At 45.9% G+C, this 18,265-nt stretch carries 17 protein-coding genes; 14 read left to right on the top strand and 3 right to left on the bottom strand.

The features are described from left to right. Positions 1–110 precede the first annotated feature (110 nt). Together prfA and pyrF are read left to right on the top strand one after the other, a co-directional pair. Complete coding sequence (gene prfA, locus ACOIT5_RS04650; RefSeq protein WP_423129302.1) at positions 111–1,196, top strand: peptide chain release factor 1; 1,086 nt, start codon at positions 111–113, stop codon at positions 1,194–1,196. 9 nt (positions 1,197–1,205) lie between these two features. After that, positions 1,206–2,039 (top strand): orotidine-5'-phosphate decarboxylase, encoded by an 834-nt coding sequence (pyrF, locus tag ACOIT5_RS04645; RefSeq protein WP_423129301.1) that lies wholly within the window; start codon positions 1,206–1,208, stop codon positions 2,037–2,039. 58 nt (positions 2,040–2,097) lie between these two features. Here the strand turns inward: pyrF and ACOIT5_RS04640 are convergent, their stop codons facing one another. Next, entirely contained in the window at positions 2,098–2,619 is a 522-nt protein-coding gene (locus ACOIT5_RS04640) for a DedA family protein (protein ID WP_423129300.1), read from the bottom strand. Positions 2,620–3,171: 552 nt separating this feature from the next. On the opposite strand from ACOIT5_RS04640, the gene ACOIT5_RS04635 reads away from it, so the two are divergent. From ACOIT5_RS04635 to ACOIT5_RS04590, 10 genes are all read left to right on the top strand, one after another. Beyond that, positions 3,172–3,621, top strand: a complete 450-nt coding sequence (locus ACOIT5_RS04635; protein WP_423129299.1) for an SRPBCC family protein — start codon at positions 3,172–3,174, stop codon at positions 3,619–3,621. A 185-nt stretch (positions 3,622–3,806) separates the two neighbouring features. After that, positions 3,807–4,808: an SDR family NAD(P)-dependent oxidoreductase gene (locus tag ACOIT5_RS04630; protein ID WP_423129298.1), complete on the top strand. Its 1,002-nt coding sequence runs from the start codon at positions 3,807–3,809 to the stop codon at positions 4,806–4,808. A gap of 60 nt (positions 4,809–4,868) precedes the next feature. After that, positions 4,869–5,672 (top strand): helix-turn-helix domain-containing protein, encoded by an 804-nt coding sequence (locus tag ACOIT5_RS04625; protein ID WP_423129297.1) that lies wholly within the window; start codon positions 4,869–4,871, stop codon positions 5,670–5,672. 99 nt (positions 5,673–5,771) lie between these two features. Beyond that, entirely contained in the window at positions 5,772–7,076 is a 1,305-nt protein-coding gene (locus ACOIT5_RS04620) for a DUF2851 family protein (RefSeq protein WP_423129296.1), read from the top strand. A gap of 148 nt (positions 7,077–7,224) precedes the next feature. Next, complete coding sequence (gene rpsO / locus ACOIT5_RS04615) at positions 7,225–7,494, top strand: 30S ribosomal protein S15 (protein WP_423129295.1); 270 nt, start codon at positions 7,225–7,227, stop codon at positions 7,492–7,494. A 108-nt stretch (positions 7,495–7,602) separates the two neighbouring features. Further along, a complete protein-coding gene (gene pnp, locus ACOIT5_RS04610; protein ID WP_423129294.1) occupies positions 7,603–9,831 on the top strand; it encodes a polyribonucleotide nucleotidyltransferase in 2,229 nt (742 codons plus the stop codon). A gap of 75 nt (positions 9,832–9,906) precedes the next feature. Continuing rightward, positions 9,907–10,392, top strand: coding sequence for a hypothetical protein (locus tag ACOIT5_RS04605; RefSeq protein WP_423129293.1), 486 nt, complete (start codon positions 9,907–9,909; stop codon positions 10,390–10,392). Positions 10,393–10,454: 62 nt separating this feature from the next. After that, on the top strand, positions 10,455–12,557 hold the full coding sequence (locus ACOIT5_RS04600) for a prolyl oligopeptidase family serine peptidase (protein ID WP_423129292.1): 2,103 nt from the start codon (positions 10,455–10,457) through the stop codon (positions 12,555–12,557). A 77-nt stretch (positions 12,558–12,634) separates the two neighbouring features. Continuing rightward, entirely contained in the window at positions 12,635–13,273 is a 639-nt protein-coding gene (locus ACOIT5_RS04595) for a deoxynucleoside kinase (protein WP_423129291.1), read from the top strand. Positions 13,274–13,368: 95 nt separating this feature from the next. Beyond that, positions 13,369–15,120 (top strand): tetratricopeptide repeat protein, encoded by a 1,752-nt coding sequence (locus tag ACOIT5_RS04590; protein WP_423129290.1) that lies wholly within the window; start codon positions 13,369–13,371, stop codon positions 15,118–15,120. 61 nt (positions 15,121–15,181) lie between these two features. Here the strand turns inward: ACOIT5_RS04590 and ACOIT5_RS04585 are convergent, their stop codons facing one another. Continuing rightward, a complete protein-coding gene (locus ACOIT5_RS04585; RefSeq protein ID WP_423129289.1) occupies positions 15,182–15,718 on the bottom strand; it encodes an RNA methyltransferase in 537 nt (178 codons plus the stop codon). A 13-nt stretch (positions 15,719–15,731) separates the two neighbouring features. Continuing rightward, positions 15,732–17,003 (bottom strand): arginine deiminase family protein, encoded by a 1,272-nt coding sequence (locus ACOIT5_RS04580; RefSeq protein ID WP_423129288.1) that lies wholly within the window; start codon positions 17,001–17,003, stop codon positions 15,732–15,734. Between the two features lie 110 nt (positions 17,004–17,113). Here ACOIT5_RS04580 and ACOIT5_RS04575 point away from each other — a divergent pair, with 110 nt between their 5' ends. Together ACOIT5_RS04575 and thpR are read left to right on the top strand one after the other, a co-directional pair. After that, a complete protein-coding gene (locus ACOIT5_RS04575) occupies positions 17,114–17,701 on the top strand; it encodes a DUF4294 domain-containing protein (RefSeq protein WP_423129287.1) in 588 nt (195 codons plus the stop codon). Beyond that, positions 17,701–18,264: an RNA 2',3'-cyclic phosphodiesterase gene (gene thpR, locus ACOIT5_RS04570; protein ID WP_423129286.1), complete on the top strand. Its 564-nt coding sequence runs from the start codon at positions 17,701–17,703 to the stop codon at positions 18,262–18,264. The genes ACOIT5_RS04575 and thpR overlap by 1 nt, the downstream gene beginning before the upstream one ends. The last annotated feature ends 1 nt before the right edge of the window (position 18,265 follow it).

The raw sequence follows: 18,265 nt of genomic DNA, 5'->3' as shown, positions 1-18,265 counted from the left end.
AGAGTACTTAGAATATTAGAATGAAGGAATACCTTGAACCTTGAATCCGTCTGCGCCGGTCCGGCAATTGCCGGATGAGATTTGGAATTTGGAACTTGAAACTGTAACATATGGCAGATTATTCATTATTAAGTAAATACGAAAGCATAAAATACCGCTTCGACGAAGTCGGACAGCAGATTACCGACCCTTCGGTGATGAACGACATGAAGCGCTATGTGAAGCTGAACCAGGAATACCGCCGCTTAGAGGCCCTGGTTCAGGCCTTCAAAGAATACAAAAGTTTGGTTGAGAATATCGAATCGGGTAAGCAGATGCTCGCCGAAGAAAGCGATCCTGAAATCCGCGAAATGGCTAAGGAAGAGATTGAGCAAACCGAAGAACTTCTTCCTGCCAAGGAAAAGGAAATCAAGCTTCTGCTGGTTCCGGCCGATCCCGAAGACGGCAAAAATGCCATCCTCGAAATCCGTGCAGGAACCGGCGGCGACGAAGCCAGTATTTTTGCCGGAGACCTGTTCCGCATGTATTCCAAATTTTGCGAACGTCGTGGCTGGCGTCTCGAAGTGACCAATATCAGCGAAGGTACTTCGGGCGGGTACAAGGAGATTGTAGCCAAAGTAACCGGAGAGGGTGTTTACGGGGTGTTGAAATACGAATCGGGCGTACACCGGGTACAGCGGGTGCCGCAAACCGAAACCCAGGGCCGGGTGCATACCTCGGCAGCATCGGTAGCCGTGTTGCCCGAAGCCGAGGAGTTTGACGTCGAACTGAAAGAAAGCGATATCCGAAAAGATACCTACTGTTCGTCGGGTCCCGGAGGGCAGTCAGTCAATACCACCTATTCCGCCATCCGGTTAACGCATATTCCGACCGGAATTGTGGTTACCTGCCAGGATGAAAAATCGCAGCTGAAAAACCTCGCCAAGGCCATGACCGAGTTGCGTACGCGGATTTACAACATGGAATACCAGAAGTATATCGATGAAATTGCGTCGAAACGAAAAACAATGGTTTCAACCGGCGACCGTTCGGCCAAAATACGCACATACAACTGGCCGCAGGGACGTGTAACCGATCACCGCATCAACCTCACCCTGTATAACCTGCAGGCCATCATTGGAGGCGATGTGGATGAAATCATCGAAAAGCTTCAGATCGAAGAAAACGCTGAAAAATTAAAAGAAGCTGAAATTTAAGTATTCACCATGAACAAAGAACAATTATTCGAACAAATCAGGCAGAAACGAAGCTTTCTGTGCATCGGACTGGATACCGACTTGTTGAAAATACCGGCGCACCTGAAAGAAACTTCCGACCCGGTGTTTGCCTTTAATAAAGAAATTATTGATGCCACGCAGGATTTATGCGTAGCCTACAAACCCAATCTGGCGTTTTACGAAAGCCTGGGAGTAGCCGGATGGGAAAGCCTTGAAAAAACAGTGCATTACATCCGCGAAAAATACCCCGAGCAATTCATTATTGCCGATGCCAAACGGGGCGATATTGGGAATACTTCAAACTTGTATGCCCGGGCTTTCTTCGACCATATGGACTTCGACGCGGTAACCGTTGCCCCCTACATGGGCGAAGATTCCGTCAAGCCGTTTATGACCTACCTGGATAAATGGGTCATTCTGCTGGCCTTAACTTCGAATAAAGGTGCTGCTGACTTTCAGTTTATTAAAAATGAAGAAACCGGTGATTTGTTGTTCGAATCGGTGCTGAAAACTTCGCAACAGTGGGGAACCGCCGATAACATGATGTTTGTGGTAGGGGCAACCAAAGCCGAAAAACTGGAAGAAATCAGGGAGATTGTTCCCGATCATTTTTTGCTGGTGCCGGGTGTCGGTGCGCAAGGCGGTAGTCTGGAAGAAGTGGCGAAATACGGCATGAACGATCAATGCGGACTGCTGGTAAACTCGTCGCGGGCAATTATTTATGCCTCGTCTGACACTGATTTTGCCGAAAAAGCACGCGAAGCGGCCCTGGATGTTCAGGTTGACATGGAAGAACTGCTGCTGGAAGCCGACTTATTGTAAAGGCATATTATCAACGATTTCAGGCCCGGGGTTTTGTTCGAACGCCGGGCTTTTTGTTTCAGAATATCAAGCTCATGAATGCATATTTCAGAAACAAGCCCAATAAACTGTACAGAAGCGCTTCGTTCAGCCGGTGTTTCAACATGCCGGCAGCCAGCAAAATAACCGGGGAGGAGAGTGGCAGCAGGTTGAACACGAAAATGGCAATATTCCCGTATTTCCTGATTTCCGCTTCTGCTTTGTTGTAACGGCGGCGCCCGATCAGTCGGTTGATAATCCGCTTGCTGAAAAAACGTCCGATCAGGTAGTCGATCATTTGCGCCCCGATAGCTGTACCGATGGCCACGATATTCAGGAGGTAAATATTCAGGTTGGTATGCAGGTAATAGACAAACGCCAACTCGACCGGCATGACCAGGAAAAACAGGTAACCCGAAAAGTTGACAATCGCGAAGGAACTGATACTTTCTGCGGTGCCGTAATAAATATCTTTTCCAATCGTCATCGATGCAATAACGATGGCAAGTATAAACAGGATAATCAGAGGAATTGCTTGTTTAAATTTAATTCGGCGGTGCATAGCGAAAGACTTTGGTTTTAATAAATTTAAACGCTTTTACCGGAAAACAAACCGATTGCCTGAAATATTTTTCTTTTCCCGCAGGCGTTTTTATGAAGCGTGCAGGCAAAGGGAACCGGCGGGTGCCTGGTGTCGCGGTTTCAGAACTGCGATGCAGTGTTTCGTCTAACCACCCGAGGATTTTTGAAAACATATTGGGTGGGTGAAGGATTGACGGTCAAAGCAGTAATGTCGTGCTGAACTTGTTTCAACATCTGCTTCAAGTTGTTGAATCTGCGGTTAGCGATAAAAATTCTGAAATGAATCGTCGTGATGAGTGGATTTGAAGGTTTGGCGTTGTTTGTTGTTTCCCCAAAAATAATTGATCATCCCTGGTTGTCGTATCTTGCCCGTTATTTTGACGTATGTCCACCCCCTGAGCGTTAAACAATTTGCTGAACTTTGTATGGTCAAAGTCACCCAAACGGATGGCACGACGGTGGAGCAGCAACCATTGCAAAAAACGGGCAGAACCGAAAAGCCATACGAGTAGGAATACAAAAAATGATGGTTATGGCAAACAACAGTGTTTCTTTACACCGGGTTTTTAAAACATCACCCGAAAAGGTGTACCGGGCGTTTACCGATCCTTTGGCGATCGCTTCGTGGTTACCGCCGTATGGTTTTCTTTGCAGTGTACATGAAATGAATGTCCGGGAAGGCGGTTCTTACCGCATGTCGTTTCAAAATTTCTCGACAGGTAACAGCCACTCATTCGGTGGAAAATATGTTGAAATCAAGCCAAATGAATTTTTGAAATACACCGATCGGTTTGAAGACCCGAACCTGCCGGGTGAAATGATGACCACGGTCTGGATCCGAAAAGTTTCTGTCGGCACGGATATAAAGATCACACAAGAAGGAATCCCCGCTGTTATTCCTGCAGAGATGTGCTACCTGGGATGGCAGGAATCGCTGGATAAGCTGATGAGGTTGGTGGAACCTGAAATACCGGATGCGTAATTGCTATTTTGCCTTTTGGGCAGGTGCCACTTAAAAAAGTCTTCCTGATAGTTGCCGGAAGGCTTTTTTTGTGAATTTTCTTATCGATGACCTTTTAAACAAAGTAAATCCGGCCTTTTAAACAAAGTTGGCTCTTTGAACTCCTGGTACATTTGTTTCGTCAACACAATTAAAACGTTATTACAATGGAACAAAACAATTATCAGGGAGCGTTGCAAAAAGCATTAGGCAGTGGCTTTAACGCACAATCAACCGCAAGCGAGGTGATCAGGGGAATTTGCCTCGAAGGAAAAACGGCCATCGTAACCGGGGGAAATACCGGTATTGGTTTGGAGACAACCAAAATACTGGCATCTGCCGGAGCAGTGGTTATTGTTCCTGCAAGAGATACCGACAAGGCAGAACGTAATTTGCAGGACATTCCAAATGTAGAAATTGAACCAATGGATCTGATGAATCCGGATTCAATCGATGCCTTTGCGAATAATTTTCTGAGTTCAGGCCGGTCCCTTCACCTGCTAATCAACAATGCCGGGATTATGTGGGTTCCCTTGCGCAGGGATAAGCGCGGAATTGAGTCGCAACTGGCGACAAACTATCTGGCGCAATTTCAGCTTACAGCCAGACTTTGGCCGGCACTAAAAAAAGCCGGGGGAGCAAGGGTTATTAACGTTTCCTCCCAGGGCCATCAATTCTCTCCCTTCAACTTTGACGACCCTAATTTTATAAAACGGGAATATGAAACACTTGCGGCTTACGGGCAATCCAAAACTGCTGTAAACCTGTTTTCCCTTGAATTGGACGCTCGTGCAAGATCCGGCCATATCAGGTCTTATGCTGTGCATCCGGGTTCGATACACGGTACGGAACTTGGGAGGGAGGCTTCATTGGAACTGTTTCAACAAATGGGATTTTGTGACGAAAAAGGAAATATTAAACCGGAAGTTATTGCATCGTTAAAAACAATTCCACAGGGTGCAGCAACAACGGTTTGGGCCGCTACTAGCCCTTTGCTTCATAAGATTGGCGGCGTATATTGCGAAGACGGGGATGTGGCTGAGTTGGCCCGGGAACAAGTCATTTCGGCCGGAGTGAAACCCTATTCCCTGGATGAAGCTAATGCCCAAAAATTATGGACATTGAGCGAAAAACTGACCGGCGTCACATTCGATATTCAGAAACCATAAACGACACCTGAATGATTAGTGCTATTTTTGTTTTGTCGGCTTCTAATTTATACATGTGAAATGGAGTATAAGGCAAAATATATTACCGAAGACATCAAGTTATCCTCTTACGAGGATAACTTCTTCAAGTCCGATATGATGTTTGACCACCACATGCTTGTCTGGTTCATCTCCGGTGAAACGAAAATTGTGCAGGCTGATGCGACCTGTTATTTTAAAACAGGAGATCTGTTTTTAATTCCTAGAAACCAGCTGGCCACCATCATCAACTACCCTAAAAACGGGCAGCCTCATAAAACAGTTGTCATGCACCTCTCTACAGCAAGGCTGAGAGCATATTACTCTAAATTAAATATCAGCCGAATTCCTGCCGATTCGCCCCGAATACTGTCTTTCAACAATCATCCGCTGTTGCAAAGCTGCCTGTCTTCGTTGATACCGTATTTTGACATGGATGATCTCCCGGAAGAAATTGCTTCGTTAAAAATAACCGAGGCGATCAGTATACTCAGAAGTATTGATCCAAAAATAGACCAGGTATTGGCAAATTTTGAAGAACCTGGTAAGGTTGATATCGTTAGCTTTATGGAAAAGAATTTCCTGCATAATCTTCCTCTCGAAAAGTTTGGCTACCTGACAGGGCGAAGTTTAACGACTTTTAAGAGGGACTTTAAAAAAGCGTTCAACAATACCCCGCAAAGATGGCTCACGCAAAAACGGCTTGAACTGGCGCATTACCTGTTAACGCAAAGTAAGGCGAAACCAATAGACGTATGTTATGAAGCCGGGTTTGAAAACCTGTCGCATTTTTCTTTTGCATTTAAAAAACAGTTTGGTTATTCGCCAACACAATTGTTAAAATAAATTCCTGCGGTTTTTCGTCCCAGGTATAATCCTTATCATTTTAGCGGGCAGGCTGATCATATTTTTTGTAATTTTAAGAAGCGGATAAATCACCTGCCTATGAATGAGGACTTTTTACACTTTGTTTGGAAACACCGTCTGTTTGATCCTGCCGGAATGCAAACAACAAACGGGGTTCCGGTTAAGGTGCTGGCCACCGGGATGCTGAATACCGATGCCGGGCCTGATTTTTTCAATGCCCGTATTCAGCTTGACGACACGGTTTGGGCCGGAAATATTGAAATTCACCAAAAAGCATCGGATTGGTACCGGCATAAACATGAGTTGGATGCTGCCTACGATAATGTGATCCTGCATGTGGTTTGCGCGGATGATCAGATCGTGAAAAATTCGAAAGGTCAGCCGGTGATGAACCTGGTATTGCCGTATCACAAACAGCTTGAAAGCAATTATTCAGACCTGCTCCGGTCTAAAGGCTGGATTGCCTGCGCTGACCGCTTTCACCGGATGGACGAAATGACGATGCAAATCTGGTATCATTCGCTGATGGTAGAACGCCTTCAGCAAAAAACAGCAGAGATCATACAACGTTTGGCGCAAAACAAAAACGACTGGAATGAGACATTTTACCAGTTTTTAGCCCGGAATTTTGGTTTCAAAACCAACAGTCTGCCGTTTGAACTGTTGGCGAAGGCTGTTCCCCTGCACGTGCTGGCGAAACACAAGAATGACCTGTTCCAGATCGAATCGCTGTTGTTTGGAACATCCGGTTTGCTGAATGAAGAGCTGATCGGGGATGATTATTTTCTGGCCTTGCGAAATGAATATGCACATTTATACAAAAAATACAAGCTGAAACCGGTGGAAGGCCACCTGTGGAAGTTTTTGCGTTTACGCCCGGTGAATTTTCCGACCATCCGGATTGCCCAGTTTGCCCGGCTGATCCATCAGTCCTCGTCCTTGTTCTCGAAACTGATGGAATTATCCGATCTGAGCGAAATCAAAAAGTTGTTTATGGTACAGGCATCGGATTACTGGGTTACGCACTACCGTTTTAATAAAGCTTCGGCAACGAGGGTAAAACTGCTGGGCGATTCGTCCTTTTACAACATTGTGACCAATACCCTGGTGCCTTTTTTGTTTGTTTACGGCGATCATCACAACAGGCAGGATTTGAAAGATTTATCTCTTGAATACCTGGAGCAGCTTCCTGCCGAACACAATTCAATTGTCGCGAATTGGGTAAAAACCGGGGCCAGGGTGCATTCGGCCTTTGATACGCAGGCATTGATCCAACTGAAAAACAATTACTGCAACCATAAAAATTGTCTACATTGTACCGTCGGGACCAAACTTATCAGCACAGGCGACCGGGAGGTGGAGAAGACAACAAGCCAAGGGTGAGGTGAAAAGAAAATAGACGGATAAAAACTTGACATCCAAAGAATTTTAATTATTTTTGCGCAGATTTTTGAGTATTTAATTTTAAGCCGTTGTTATTGAAGGCGATGCTGCGGCTTAAACATTGTATCACCATTTAAAAGTAAAACGTATGTATTTGACTTCTGAAAAGAAAACAGAGTTTTTTGAAAAATTTGGTAAAAATGCAACTGACACTGGTTCGGCTGAAGGTCAGATTGCCTTGTTTTCTTACCGCATTGCTCACCTGACTGAGCACCTGAAGAAAAACAAAAAAGATTTCAGCACGCAACGCGCATTGGTCAGCCTGGTCGGTAAACGTCGTAGTTTGCTGGATTACCTCGCTAAAAAAGATATTGAAAGATATCGGAATATCATAAAAGAACTCGGTTTACGCCGCTAAAATTATTCATAATAAAAGGCAATAAATTTATTGCCTTTTATTATTTTTGAAATCCCCACCACGGATTATACAGTACGTATTGTTAAATTATTTAGTTCAAATTTATTTATGAGTCAAGCAATTATTAAGACAATTGACCTTGGAGACGGACGGACAATCAGTATAGAAACCGGTCGTCTGGCTCGACAAGCTGACGGGGCAGTTGTTGTAAAAATGGGTGATACCATGTTGCTGGCAACTGTTGTATCAGCCAAAGAAGCCAAAGAGGATGTTGATTTTATGCCGGTCTCTGTGGATTATCGTGAAAAATTCTCCGCAGCAGGTCGTTTCCCTGGTGGGTTTCTGAAACGTGAAGCTCGTCCGAGCGACGATGAAATTCTGATCGCACGTTTAGTTGACCGTGCTTTACGTCCGTTGTTTCCGGCCGATTACCATGCCGAAACAGCCGTGATGATTACCCTGATCTCTGTTGATGAAAATGTGATGCCTGATGCTCTCGCGGGACTGGCTGCTTCTGCTGCCATTGCCGTTTCGGATGTTCCGTTTGAATGCCCGATTTCGGAAGTCCGTGTAGGCCGGATCAATGGTGAATTTGTTGTTAATCCAAGCGCCGCACAACTGAAAGAATCGGATATCGACATCATGGTTGGCGCTTCCTACGATAACATCATGATGGTAGAAGGCGAAATGGACGAAGTATCGGAAGAAGATATGCTCGAAGCCATAAAAGTAGCACACCAGGCCATTCGTATTCATTGTAAAGTTCAGGAAGAACTGGCTGCCGAAGCAGGCAAACCAAAACGTGAATACTGCCACGAGGTGAACGATGAGGCGTTGCGCGAAAAAGTACATGCCGATTTGTATGAAAAATGTTACGGAATTGCCACACAGCGCATTGCCGACAAGCAACTTCGTATGGCGTCGTTCAGCGGGCTGGTTGACGAGTATATTGTTGCTTACCAGGAGGCAAATGCCGAAAATACGGAGATTAACCTGGAGCAACATGTGAAGCTCATCAAAAAATATTACCACGATGTGGAAAAAGAAGCCATGCGCCGCATGATTCTGGACGAAGGAATTCGTCTCGACGGTCGTACAACCACTCAAATTCGTCCAATCTGGGGCGAGGTGGATTACCTGCCGGGTTCTCATGGTTCATCAATCTTTACGCGGGGCGAAACCCAGTCGCTTTCGTCGGTGACATTGGGAACCAAAATGGATGAAAAGATTATCGATGGCGTTACCGTACAGGGGACCGAAAAGTTCCTGTTACACTACAACTTTCCTCCCTTCTGCGTTGGCGAGGCAAAAACGCCGCGTGGCTTAAGCCGTCGTGAAATTGGTCACGGAAACCTGGCTTACCGCGCCCTGAAACGCATGATCCCGGAAGATTTTCCGTACGTGGTGCGTATTGTTTCAGACATCCTTGAATCAAACGGTTCATCCTCGATGGCTACGGTTTGCGCCGGTACCATGGCGATGCTCGATTCGGGACTGAAAATGAAAAGGCCGGTTTCGGGTATTGCGATGGGTCTGATCACCGACGAGAACAAAAAATTCGCGATCCTTTCAGATATTCTAGGCGACGAAGATCACCTGGGCGATATGGACTTTAAAGTAACCGGTACCGAAAAAGGGATTACGGCTACGCAGATGGATATTAAAGTTGACGGACTTTCTTACGAGGTGATGTCGCAGGCCCTGCTGCAAGCCAAACAAGGCCGTGAACACATTCTGGGTAAAATACTGGAAGTCATTTCAGAACCACGTCCTGAATTTAAACCGAATGTACCGCGCGTAGAAACGGTCCAAATCCCGAAAGACATGATTGGCCCGATTATCGGACCTGGCGGTAAAAACATCCAGAAGTTGCAGGAAGAAACCAAAACAACCATTGTGATCGAAGAAAAAGACGACTTTGGTTATGTCGAAATCTCCGGCTTAAATAAAGAAGCGCTCGATGCGGCAAAAGAACGGATTAAGCGGATCATTGCCCTTCCTGAAAAAGGTGAAATCTACAAAGGCAAGGTGAAGTCGATCACCACCTTTGGCGCGTTCATCGAGATTCTTCCCGGAAAAGAGGGACTGCTGCACGTTTCTGAAGTCGCCTGGGAACGAATCCAAAATACCGAAGACGTATTGAAAGTAGGCGAGGAAGTTGAAGTGAAACTGCTCGATATCGATCGTGACAATAAACTGAGGCTTTCGCGCAAAGCGCTTCTTCCGAAACCTGAAGGTTATGTAGAACGTCCGGAACGTGAAAACCGTCCTCCCAGAAGAGATGACGGCGATCGTCGCGATAACCGCGACCGGCGTGATAACCGTAACAGAAGATAATAAGTGTCATGCTTAGATATAAAATGCCCGTTAATCGGGCATTTTTTTTACTTTTGACTTTTTAGTATTTACAACATGAGCAGCTGGTATAGCCAATTTGAACAGGAACTTCTTTCCGGTTTGGAACAGATCAAAAGCCGGGATCTGCGGTTTTTCAGGGTGGAGGAATTTTTGCGGAACGCCAGGCGGGTTGATGAGTTTTCTGACTCGTGCCGGGATTGTCATACCCTTCAGTATGACATTGAAAAACAGAAGAACACGGTGGCCGGCGCGATTCGCGTTCCGGGAAAAGAACGGCGCGCCTATGATCGCTTGCAGTCGCGATTGAACAGCCACATGAGGAACGTTCACGGGTTTTATCCGCCGTTTTATTTTACGTACCTGCACTCCTTTCTGTGGACCCTGGCGCTGGGAGTCATTTCGCTGCTTGTCAGTTTGCTTTTCCCCGGGGCCGACATCTTTGCTTTTCTTGCGCCTGCCTTCGCGGTTGGAGTAGTAACCGGTCAGCTTGTTGGCGGGAAGAAAGACCGAAAAATACGCTCAACCAACAAACTCTTGTAATGTTCTGCGAAAAAGGAGACGGATAATGATGTGTAAAAAACTGAAAATTTAATTATCCGGAAATGAAAGATTTATGCTATCTCATGGTATTTTTATTGATGATTTCGTGTATTGATCAAACAGTGAAATATCCTGTAACAAAGAAACTTGCGGTAACCGATCGTTACTTTGACACCGAGGTTGAAGACCCTTACCGCTGGCTGGAAAACGACACCTCGGCCGAAACGGCTGCCTGGGTGGAGGAGCAAAATGCCGTCACCTTTGCCTACTTAAATCAGCTTCCGAACCGGGAAGCAATCAGGCAAAAACTGACTGATTTGCTGGATTATCCCAAATACGGTGTTCCATCAAAAAAAGCAGGCAGGTATTTCTTCTATAAAAATGATGGTTTACAAAACCAAAGCGTGCTGTATGTGACGGACTCGCTTGACGGTGAACCGCAGGTTGCGCTCGATCCGAATACCCTGTCGGACGACGGAACGATTGCCGTTTCGGGTGTCGAAATTTCGGACGACGGGAAATACCTGGTCTATAAAATTGCCCGCAGCGGTTCCGACTGGAACGAGATTTTCGTAAAAAACATGGAAACCGGGACACTGCTCGATGATCACATCGTTTGGGTGAAATTTTCCGGTATCAGCTGGTACGATGAAGGCTTTTTTTACAGCGCTTATGATCAGCCCGCTGAAGGAGGAAAACTGTCACAGGCTAATGAATACCAGAAGGTATATTACCATAAACTTGGCACGCCGCAGGCCGCCGATCTCCTGATGATGGAAGACCGTGAACGGCCCCAGCGGATGTTTGGCGCAGGAGTCACGGACGATAAACGGTTTTTGGTTGTAACGATCAGTGAATCAACCAGCGGGAATGCTTTGTCGGTGAAAGACCTGAACAAAAAAAACGCCGGATTTGTGCCGGTGATGGAAAGTTTCGACTATGAGTTTAATGTCGTTGACAACCTTGGCGACGACTTGTACATCCTGACAAACTATCAGGCCCCGAAATACCGGTTGATCAAAGTAAACATTGCTGAGCCGGAGGAAAAATACTGGCAGGAGATTATTCCGGAAAAGGAAAATGTGTTGGAATCGGTCGATTTTGCAGCGGGTAGACTGATCGTTAAGTATATGAAAGATGCCCGAAGCGAGCTGGAGGTTTATCATTATGCAGGTGATTTTGATTACGCGATTGAGTTGCCGGGAATCGGGAGCGTTGAATCTTTTTCCGGTAAGAAAGACGAACAGATCGCATTTTACAGTTACCAGTCGTTCAATACGCCGGGCGAGATTTATCAGTACGATTTCGTGAAAAAGCAAAGCCGCTTGCACTACCGGCCCGAAGTCAGGTTTAACCCCGATGATTACCTGGTGAAACAGGCATTTTATCCTTCGAAAGACGGGACGAAGGTTCCTGTGTTCATTGTTCACAAAAAAGGCATGAGGATGGACGGGAACAACCCCGCTTTGTTGTATGGCTACGGCGGTTTCAATGTCAGCCTGACTCCGTCATTTTCGTCCACACGCATGGTATTTCTCGAAAGCGGAGGCGTATTGGCCGTGGCAAATTTGCGCGGAGGAGGCGAATATGGTGAAGAATGGCATAAAGCCGGGACCAAACTTCAGAAACAAAATGTGTTCGACGACTTTATAGCCGCTGCCGAATACCTCGTTCATTCAAATTACACCAATAGCAATAAACTGGCTGTCATGGGCGGATCGAACGGCGGATTGCTGGTGGGGGCAGTGGTCAATCAACGGCCGGATTTGTTCAAGGTAGCCTTGCCTGCCGTTGGGGTGATGGATATGTTGCGCTTTCATCAGTTTACCATTGGCTGGGCCTGGGCCGGAGATTACGGCACCAGCGACGACAGTCGGGAAATGTTTGAATACCTGCATGGCTATTCACCCTATCACAGCTTGCAGAAAGGAGTGGAATACCCGGCAGTACTGGTCACGACGGCTGATCACGACGACCGGGTAGTGCCGGCGCATTCATTTAAATATGCTGCCCGGTTGCAGGAGTATCAGGCCGGTAAGTTACCTGTTTTGATCCGTATTGACACCAAAGCCGGTCATGGCGCCGGAAAACCGACCGCGAAAGTGATCGATGAGTACACCGATGTCTGGTCGTTTATGTTTTACCACTTGGGGGTAAAAATGTAAGTCTTGCTGCAGGGATCCGTTTGAAATATTGTATTTTTATATCCCGGATGAAACAGACGTCCGGGATTTTTTTATTTATGAAGATCAATTACTTAGTCATAGAGGGAAATATCGGTTCGGGAAAGACCTCGTTGGCAAATAAGATTGCCGAAGATTTTGGCGCCCGTACCATCCTCGAGGGATTTGACGACAATCCCTTTCTGCCCCGTTTTTACCAGGATCAGGATAAATACGCATTTCCGCTCGAAATGTCGTTTTTAGCCGATCGGTACAACCAGTTAAGTAAAAATATTCCGGAGTTTGATTTATTCAGCAGCTTTCTGGTGTCTGATTATTACTTTATGAAGTCCTTGATTTTCGCGCAGAACACCTTGTCGGACGACGAGTATCAATTATATAATCGTTTTTTCAAAATAATATACGACAAGATACCAAAACCTGATTTATACGTGTACCTGCACCTGAACGTCGAAAATTTGTTGCGGAATATCCGGAAGCGGGGACGAGTTTATGAGCAGAATATTGATGCTGAGTATCTTAATAAGATCAGTGCAGGGTATTTTAGTTTCTTCAGGCAGCAATTGGATTTTCCGGTTTTGCTGATTGACACCAATAATATCGATTTTGTGGACCATCCGGATGATTATAAACGACTGATTGGTACTATTTTTGATAAGGGGTATCGACCCGGAATAAATCGTGTTTTATTGGATTAAAAAAGCATTGTTGCCTCTTTTAAATCATTAAAACATTGCTATTTTTGTAAATATTAATGGGTTAATTACGAAATCAATATTTTAACACTGTCAAAATGAAAAGATTAAACTTTAAACCTCTTGCCTCGATTGTGCTGGCAGCTTTAGTCCTTTCCGGCTGCTCTGCTCTGAAAAAAATGAAGAAGAATGCTGATCAGATTAACTTCCAGGTGACTCCTGAAGTTCTTGAAACACATGGTGGTGACGTGGATGTTGCTATTGACGGGCGTTTCCCTGAATCCTATTTCAATAGAAAAGTAACGCTTGTTGCTACTCCGGTATTAAAATACGACGGTGGAGAAACTGCTTTTAAACCGGTTACTTTGCAGGGAGAAAAAGTAGATGCAAACAACAAAGTAATCAGTTACAGCGGCGGTAGTTTTGCCTATAAAGATGCAGTTGACTACACGGATAACATGCGTCTGTCGGATCTCGAACTGAGGATTACTGCTTCGAAAGGAGTAAAAAGCCTTGATTTTGAGCCGATTAAACTGGCCGATGGCGTTATTGCTACGTCAACGATGGTGGTAAACTTCCCTTCTCCGATTATTGGCGTTCAGCGCGAGAAAAACACGACCGGAATTTACGATCCAAACATCGATAAGTTCCAGCGTATTGTTCCTGATTCGTACACCGCTGATATTCACTACCTGATCAACAGCGCTGTTCTTCGTAATACAGAGTTAACGGCTGAAGACATTGTCAAGCTGAGAGAATATACAAAAGACGCTTTCAGCGCCGAACGTAAAGATCTGAAAGGCGTTGAAGTTTCGGCTTATGCCTCTCCTGATGGTGCGCTCGATCTGAACACCAGATTGTCGGAAAATCGTGAAGGAACTTCAAGTAAATACGTGAAAGATCAGCTGAAAAAAGATAAAATTGAAGCTGAACTGAAAACAAAATTCACTCCTGAAGACTGGGATGGATTTAAAGAACTGATGGAAAAATCAAACATTCAGGACAAAGAACTGATCCTGCGCGTACTTTCCATGTATTCTGATCCTGAAGTTCGCGAGCGCGAAATTAAAAACCTGTCTCAGGCATTTACATCAGTCGCTGATGAAATTCTTCCCCAATTGCGTCGTGCCAAAATTACAGCAAGCGTTGACCTGATTGGTAAAACGGACGAAGAGATTGCTGCTTTGGCAGATTCAGATCCTGCTTCATTGAACCCGGCAGAACTGTTGTATGCAGCTACGTTGACTACCGACAAAAACAAACAACTGGCCATCTACAACTCGTTCATTAAAGTTTATCCAAATGACTGGAGAGGTCCGAACAATGCCGGTATGGTATTGGCTCAGCAAATGAAATATACGGATGCCAAGCCATTGTTTGAAAAAGCTGAAAAATTGAAAAACGACGAACCAATCATCAAGAATAACTTAGGTGTTATTGCCTTGGTTGAAGGCGACCTTGCAAAAGCAGAACAACTGTTTGGAGCCGCTTCGGGCGCAGGAAGTGAAGTAAACTACAACCTGGGTATTGTTGCCATCAAAAAAGGCGAATACGACAAAGCCGTAAAACTGTTGGGCGACTCTGATTCACCCAATGCAGGTTTGGCTAAAATTTTGGCCGGCGATAACAACGGCGCATTGAAGTCGTTGGAAAGCTGCACCTGGGAAAACTGCTTCGTTTCAGAATATTTAAAAGCCGTTGTAGGCGCACGTACAGCAAAAGAAAACCTGATGTACGAAAGCCTGGAAGCAGCAGTTAAAATAAATCCTGAGCTGAAAGCTAAAATCGCTACAGACATGGAGTTTGCCAAATATTTCAACGAACCGAAATTTCAGGCTATTGTACGCTAGTTACGAACGCGAAAAGATAAAAAGAAAAGCGGCTTCATTTGAGGTCGCTTTTTTTGTACTGTCACTGTCTGTACCTGATTTTTTTGAACAAATCCCACAACACGATACCGGCGCTTACCGATACGTTAAATGAATGCTTGGTGCCGAATTGCGGGATTTCAATAGCGCCGTCGCACAGGTCGATCACGCTCTGCCGGACGCCTTTCACCTCATTGCCAAAAACCAGGGCCAGCTTGTCTGTTGGCAAGGGCATAAAATCAGGCAAAAGGATACTTTTATCGATCTGCTCGATCGCAAAAATGCGATAGCCGTTTTGCCGGAGTTGGCTAACTGAATCTTCGGTATGTTCGAAATAACTCCAGCGAACTGTTTTTTCCGCATCCAACGCTGTTTTATGTATTTCTTTGTTGGGAGGGGTAGCCGTGATGCCGCACAAATGAATTTCTTCAATCAGCAAGGCATCCGAAGTCCGGAAAAAAGATCCGATGTTGTTGCAACTCCTGACATTATCCAGGACCACGATGACCGGGATTTTTTCTGTTTGCCGGTATTGATCCGGTTCCAACCGGTTTAGTTCGTGTGTACGTAACTTGCGCATAGTTCTCTTTAGTTTACCAATCAACTGCTTTTCTGCGAAAAGGCATCGTCATACACCTGGCGCCGCCGCCGCCCCGTGCCAGTTCCGAACCGGCTATGGTGATCACACATTTCTTTTTGTCCGGGATTACGGCTGTCTGATCAAGTACGTCACGGGCCCTGATTACTTCAAATCCCTGTTTGGCGAGTTCTTCAATGGTGTTCACGTTCCGCTCGTAGCCAATGATCTGTCCGGGGGCAAATGCGAAAAAGTTGGCGCCGCTGTGCCATTGTTCGCGTTCCTGGGCCCACATGTCCTTACTGCCGCCACAAAAAACAGGCTTCAGATCCATTCCCAGTTTTTGCAGGGCTTTCGGCAGATTTCGTTCTTCCGATATTTTATTTACCTCGCCGTTATCAACCCGGATGTGTATGGTGTGAAAGCGGTTTGTCCCCAGGATGAGCGGGTCGTACACCATGCAGGTATCTTTATCCAGGAAGGTGAATACCATATCGAGGTGGATGAACGACTCGGGCATGTCGGGCAGTTCCTGTACCAGCACATGCCTGACTGATCCTTTTCGGGCCTTGATCGCTTCCAAAATGAAATCGATGCCCTGCGTGGTGGTCCGGGTACCGGTGCCAATGACCAGGATGTCCTCGCGGGCGACCTGAAAATCACCTCCTTCAATCGACAGATATTTCCCGGCCGCTAAATTTTCCGGTTTTTGGGGGTTCAGCGTCCTGGTCTTAAGCCCTGAGTGATGATGAAAGATATATTCCATAATCAGCGCTTCCCGGTCGCGTACCTTATTGGCCATCTTCCCGATAAGCACTTCGTTGCCAAAGGCCATCGATGCGTCGCGGGTAAACAGGAAATTGTGAAGCGGCCAGAGGCTGAACCGTTCCTGGCTGAGGTAACGCGTCAGGTTGTTCCGGTTGATAGGCACTCCCTGGATGAGTTGCCGGGCGAGTTCATTCGCGCTCAGCTCATATAAACCCGGGAAAATATCTTCCGCATTTTCCTGAAGGCAAATTTCGCGTAAAAGCCGCTCTTTTACAGGCTCGTCCTGTAAAATTACAGTCAGCAGGTCGGTAATTTCATAACACGGACTGACGGCTGACAAAACTCCTTTCAGCTGTTTGTATTCCTCGCGGGCTACCGACAAATTCAGAATATCGCTGTAAAGCGCGCGTTTGGCGGTCTCCGGAGTCATTTCTTCTACTTCGAGGCCCGGAGTGTGGATGATCACCCCTTCGAGTTCCCCAAACTCGGAGGTGAGATCGACGTTCATCTTTTCTTTCATATAGAACCCTTTTCAGAAATTTTAACAAAGATAATACTATGGATTGACAGATAATCTGATAAAAACTTCTTCATTTTGGTTTAATAACATATTATCTTCGTTCCCGGATTATGAAGTTGATTTTAATCGTCATATTTTTCAATCTGGTGCTCGTGTTCGGCGGATACACGCAGCAGAAGGATTCGTTACATTACCTCGAAGCCATCCGGGAGGACGGGGATACCTTACCGCATCATCAGTTGGAGCCCATCACGGTATATCCCCGAAATAAGTTTAAGTCGCGCAGGATGGAACAGCAATACTGGAAATTGGCCATGCGGGTAAAAAAGGTTTATCCGTATGCCCAAAAGGCGGCTGAAATCATGAAGCAATACGAGGCCGGCTTTCTGGCGACAAACGATCCGAAACAACGAAAAAAATTTGTGAAGCTGGCTGAAAAGCAATTGTTCGATGAATATGGCCCTCAACTGAAGAAACTGTCGGTATCGGAAGGACGGATACTGATTAAGCTGATTGACCGCGAAACAAAACGCACCTCGTACGAGCTGATTAAAGACCTGAAAGGAGGCGTTACGGCCTTTTTCTGGCAAGGAGTGGCCCGTTTGTTCGGGAACGATCTGAAGGCTGAATATGACCCGATTGTGGAGGACCGGCTGATCGAAGAAATTATCTTTTACATCGAAATTGGCGTGTTTTGATGAAACGGACCTTTATTGCCATACAAGTTGAACTGAATGCTGAATTCAGCAAACTGGTCTTTCAGATGAAAAAAGACTTGTCGGGAGAACAGATTCGCTGGGTACCGGAACAAAACCTTCATCTAACCCTGCGGTTTTTAGGCGATACCCCGGAGGAGGGATTGACCAGTGTTAAAGCTGTCTTGCAACAACTGTCGAAAACCGCCAAAGCATTTTCATTCCGGCTGCAGGGGATTTCATCATTCCGGCGTCACGGCTCCCCAAACATTATTTTTGCTGAGATTCATGAACGCAAGCCGCTATCTGCGCTGGTAAACCGTTTAAACGAACTTTTGGCTGGCGCCGGATTTTCTCCGGAGGGAAAGGCATTCAGGCCACACCTGACCCTGGCCCGGATAAAACAACTGAAAGATCGGGCTCATTTTGACCGGGTACTAAATCGGCCTGAGCGGCGGGAAAGTCAGGAGGTACAGGTGACGGAGATCATCTTTTACGAAAGCATTTTAAAGGCCACCGGACCGGTTTATGAACCCTTGGTGAAATTTCCGCTTAATTCATTTTAAA

This window comes from Gaoshiqia hydrogeniformans (genome assembly GCF_049347105.1).
Lineage (GTDB): Bacteria > Bacteroidota > Bacteroidia > Bacteroidales > Prolixibacteraceae > Gaoshiqia > Gaoshiqia hydrogeniformans.
Note: the sequence above shows the minus strand (reverse complement) of the source record. Positions and strands in the feature narration are given on the sequence as shown.